Origin of the sequence: Amaricoccus sp., assembly GCF_017995835.1 — a bacterium.
Classification (GTDB): Bacteria; Pseudomonadota; Alphaproteobacteria; order Rhodobacterales; family Rhodobacteraceae; genus Amaricoccus.
The window spans coordinates 1-3,333 of the sequence record NZ_JAGOID010000186.1 but is presented as its reverse complement, the minus strand read 5'-3'; the positions used below and the strand labels follow the sequence as shown (position 1 = coordinate 3,333).

General features: G+C 74.1%; 3 protein-coding genes and 1 pseudogene. 3 read left to right on the top strand and 1 reads right to left on the bottom strand.

Annotated features, from left to right (window positions below; translation table 11 throughout):
* Both KBA23_RS16415 and KBA23_RS16410 read left to right on the top strand, forming a co-directional pair.
* Positions 1 to 119, top strand: a pseudogene (locus KBA23_RS16415) (ring-cleaving dioxygenase); the annotation flags it as partial.
* A complete protein-coding gene (locus KBA23_RS16410) occupies positions 116 to 715 on the top strand; it encodes an alpha/beta hydrolase (protein ID WP_290743245.1) in 600 nt (199 codons plus the stop codon). The pseudogene KBA23_RS16415 and the gene KBA23_RS16410, both read left to right, overlap by 4 nt.
* Before the next feature lie 18 nt (positions 716 to 733).
* Here the strand turns inward: KBA23_RS16410 and pdxY are convergent, their stop codons facing one another.
* Positions 734 to 1,567: a pyridoxal kinase gene (gene pdxY, locus KBA23_RS16405; RefSeq protein ID WP_290743242.1), complete on the bottom strand. Its 834-nt coding sequence runs from the start codon at positions 1,565 to 1,567 to the stop codon at positions 734 to 736.
* Positions 1,568 to 1,742: 175 nt separating this feature from the next.
* Between pdxY and KBA23_RS16400 the strand changes: the two genes are divergently transcribed.
* Positions 1,743 to 3,333, top strand: a 1,591-nt coding sequence (locus KBA23_RS16400; protein ID WP_290743238.1) for an ABC transporter ATP-binding protein, incomplete at its 3' end; no start/stop codon positions are given.

Sequence of the window (3,333 nt, the reverse complement as noted above, 5' to 3'; positions counted from 1 at the left end):
ACGAACCCGGCTTCGCCCGGGATGAGGCGCCCGCCCATCTCGGCGAAGGGCTGATGCTGCCGGCCCAGCACGCGCATCTGCGCGCTTCGCTCGAACGCCGGCGCGAGCCGATCGAATGAGCGACGCGGCCTATATCCACACCGTCTCGCCGGGCGCGCCCGGCGGGACGCTCGCCTTCGCCTTCCACGGCACCGGGGGCGACGAGCGCCAGCTCGTCCCCCTCGTCCGCGACCTCCTGCCCGAGGCGACCATCGTCGCGCCGCGCGGCGACGTCTCCGAGCACGGCGCGGCCCGCTTCTTCCGCCGAAAGGCGGAAGGCATCTACGACATGGCCGACCTCGCCCGCGCCACCGTCAGGATGGCCGGCTTCGTCGAGGCCGAGATCGCGGGGCGCGCGCCCGCGCGCGTCGTCGGCCTCGGCTACTCCAACGGCGCGAACATCCTCGCGAGCCTGATCTTCGCCCGCCGCGCCCTCTTCGACGCGGCGGTGCTCATGCACCCGCTGATCGCCTGGGAGCCGGACCCCGGCCCGGTCCGCAGCCGCGTGCTCATCACCGCGGGCGAGCGCGATCCGATCTGCCCGCCGGCGCTCACGCGCCAGCTCGCCGGCTGGTTCGAGGCGCAGGGCGCAACCACCGAGACGCTCTGGCACCCCGGCGGCCATGGCATCGAACCCGTGGAGCTGTCGGCCGCCGGGCGCTTCCTCGCGGGCTGACCCCCCGGCGGCCGCGCCTCAACCCGGGTCGGCGTCCACGATCGCCCGGAGGCGCGCGGCGATGGGCATCTCGGCCCAGCGCTCCGCGGCGGTTCCCTCCAGCGCCACGCGAACCCCCGCGACGGCGTGCGCCACGGCGGCCGCGAGTGGCAGGCCGAGCGCGAGCCGCGCGGCGACGAGGCCGGACAGGAGATCGCCAGTCCCGGCCGGCCGCACCGACAGCCGCGCCACCTCGACGACGGTCACGTCGCCCGGGGCGGCGGTCACGATCCCGAGGCGCTCGGGCGCCGCCGCGACCGGAACCGAGGTCGCGACCACCGCCGGTCCGCCGAGCGCGGCCCGCGCCCGCTCGACGTCGGCGGCGCTCTCGATCGGAAAGCCGGCCAGCGCGGCGAGTTCGAACGCATTGGGCAGGATCAGGTCGGCCCGCGGCACGAGCAGGCTCGCGAACGCCTCGCGCAGCGGCGCCTTTGCGAAGAACCCGATGTCGGCGTCGCCCATCACCGGGTCGCAGGCATAGATCACGCCGGGGTTGGCCTCCCGCGCCGCCCGCACGAAGTCCGCGACCGCCGCCGCGGCGCCGGCCTCGCCGAGGAAACCCGACAGGATCACGGCGGCGCGCGCATGGACGCCCCGCTCCACGAGGCCGACCAGCAGGTCGGCGACCAGCGCCGGCTCGAGGACGCGGCCGCGCATGGTGGGATAGTGCGGATGGTTGGAGAGCAGCGCCGTCGGAACCTCGACCACCTCCACGCCGCAGGCGCGCATCGGCGCCGCGGCGGCGGAATTGCCGACATGGCCGAAGGCGACCTGGCTCTGGATCGAGACGACGAGGGGCAGCGGATCGGGCATGGCGAAGCTCGCGCGGATGTATCGATCACGCGCCGGCCGGGCCGCTGGCCCGCCGCCGTCGCGCCGCGCCTGTCTGCACGATCCACCCGCGGCGGGCAATGACGCTCGCGCTCGCGCCGCGTCGGGGTGGCGGCGCGGGCCCGCGTGTCCTAAATCTGGCGCCAGAGGAGACCCGATGCCCGACACCCCGAGGGCGGCGGCGGACACGCCCCGTCACCTGCGCCGCCTCGCCGACCTCATCGACGCCTTCGCGCGCGCCGACGGCCCGCCGCCCGACCGGCTCGGGCGCTTCCTCGCCTGGGCGCTGCGCGGGTCGTTTCCCGCGGTGCTGCTGACGCTCGCGGTCACCGTCGCCGTCGGCGCGACCGAGGTGGGCTCCGCCTTCGTCGTCGGCTGGCTCATCGACCTGGCCGATGCGAAGGGCCCCGCCGAGCTCATCCCCGAGACCTGGCCGCTCCTTCTCGCGGCCATGCTGTTCTTCCTGCTCGTCCGTCCCGGCCTGATGGGCCTCGGCGCGATCCTGACCGGCGTCACCCTCGGCCCGAACCTCTATCCCCTCGTGCTCTCGCGGCTGAACCGCCACACGCTCGGCCAGTCGCTCTCCTTCTTCGACGACGACTTCGCCGGCCGCATCGCCCAGAAGCAGCAGCAGACCGCGCGCGCCATCACCGAAGTCGTGTCCGAATCCGTCAACACCCTTGGCTTCGCGCTCTCGGCCGTCCTCGGCTCGGTGGCGCTGATCGCGGCCGTCGACGGCTGGCTGGCCGCGGGAATGCTGGTCTGGATCGCCGCCTATGTCGCGCTGATCCGCCGCTTCCTTCCACGCATCCGCAAGAGCTCCACCGACCGCGCCGCCGCGCGCGCGGTCGTCACCGGCCAGGTCGTCGACACGATCACCAACATCGCCACGGTGAAGCTGTTCAGCCACGGTCTCTACGAGGACGAGGCCGCCCTCGGCGCGCTGGCGGGCTACCGCGGCGCGACGATCCGCTTCGGCTGGGTGACGGCGAGCTTCCGCACCTGGCTGATGGCGCTCGCCGGCCTGCTCCCCGTGCTGCTGATCGGGGGCTCGCTCCTGCTCTGGACCCGCGGCCAGGCGACGCCCGGCGACATCGCCACCGCCAGCCTGATCGCCACCCGCCTCGCGCAGATGTCGGGCTGGGTCTCGATGACCGCCATGGGGATCTTCTCCAACCTCGGCGAGATCGAGGACGGCATGCGCACGCTCTCGCCCCCCCACTCGATCACCGACGCGCCGCAAGCCGTCGCGCCCGCGGCCCTGCGCGGCGCGGTCGCGTTCGACCATGTCCGCTTCGGCTACGGCCGCAAGACCCCGGCGCTCGCCGATTTCGACCTCCACGTCCGACCGGGCGAGAAGGTCGCGCTCGTCGGACGCTCCGGCGCCGGCAAGACCACTGCCGTCTCGCTGCTCCTGCGCCTCTACGAGGTCGAGGGCGGCCGCATCCTCCTCGACGGGGTCGACATCCGCGACATGACCCAGGACGCGCTGCGCGCCCAGATCGGCATGGTCCGGCAGGAGACGGCGATGTTCAACCGCTCGGCGATGGAGAACATCCGCTACGGCCGGCGCGACGCCAGCGACGACGAGGTGATCGCCGCCGCCCGCCGCGCCGAGGCGCACGACTTCATCCTGACCTTGCGCGACTTCAAGGGCCGCGAGGGCTACCGCGCCCATCTCGGCGAGCGCGGCGTGAAGCTCTCCGGCGGCCAGCGCCAGCGCATCGCGCTCGCCCGCGTCATCCTCA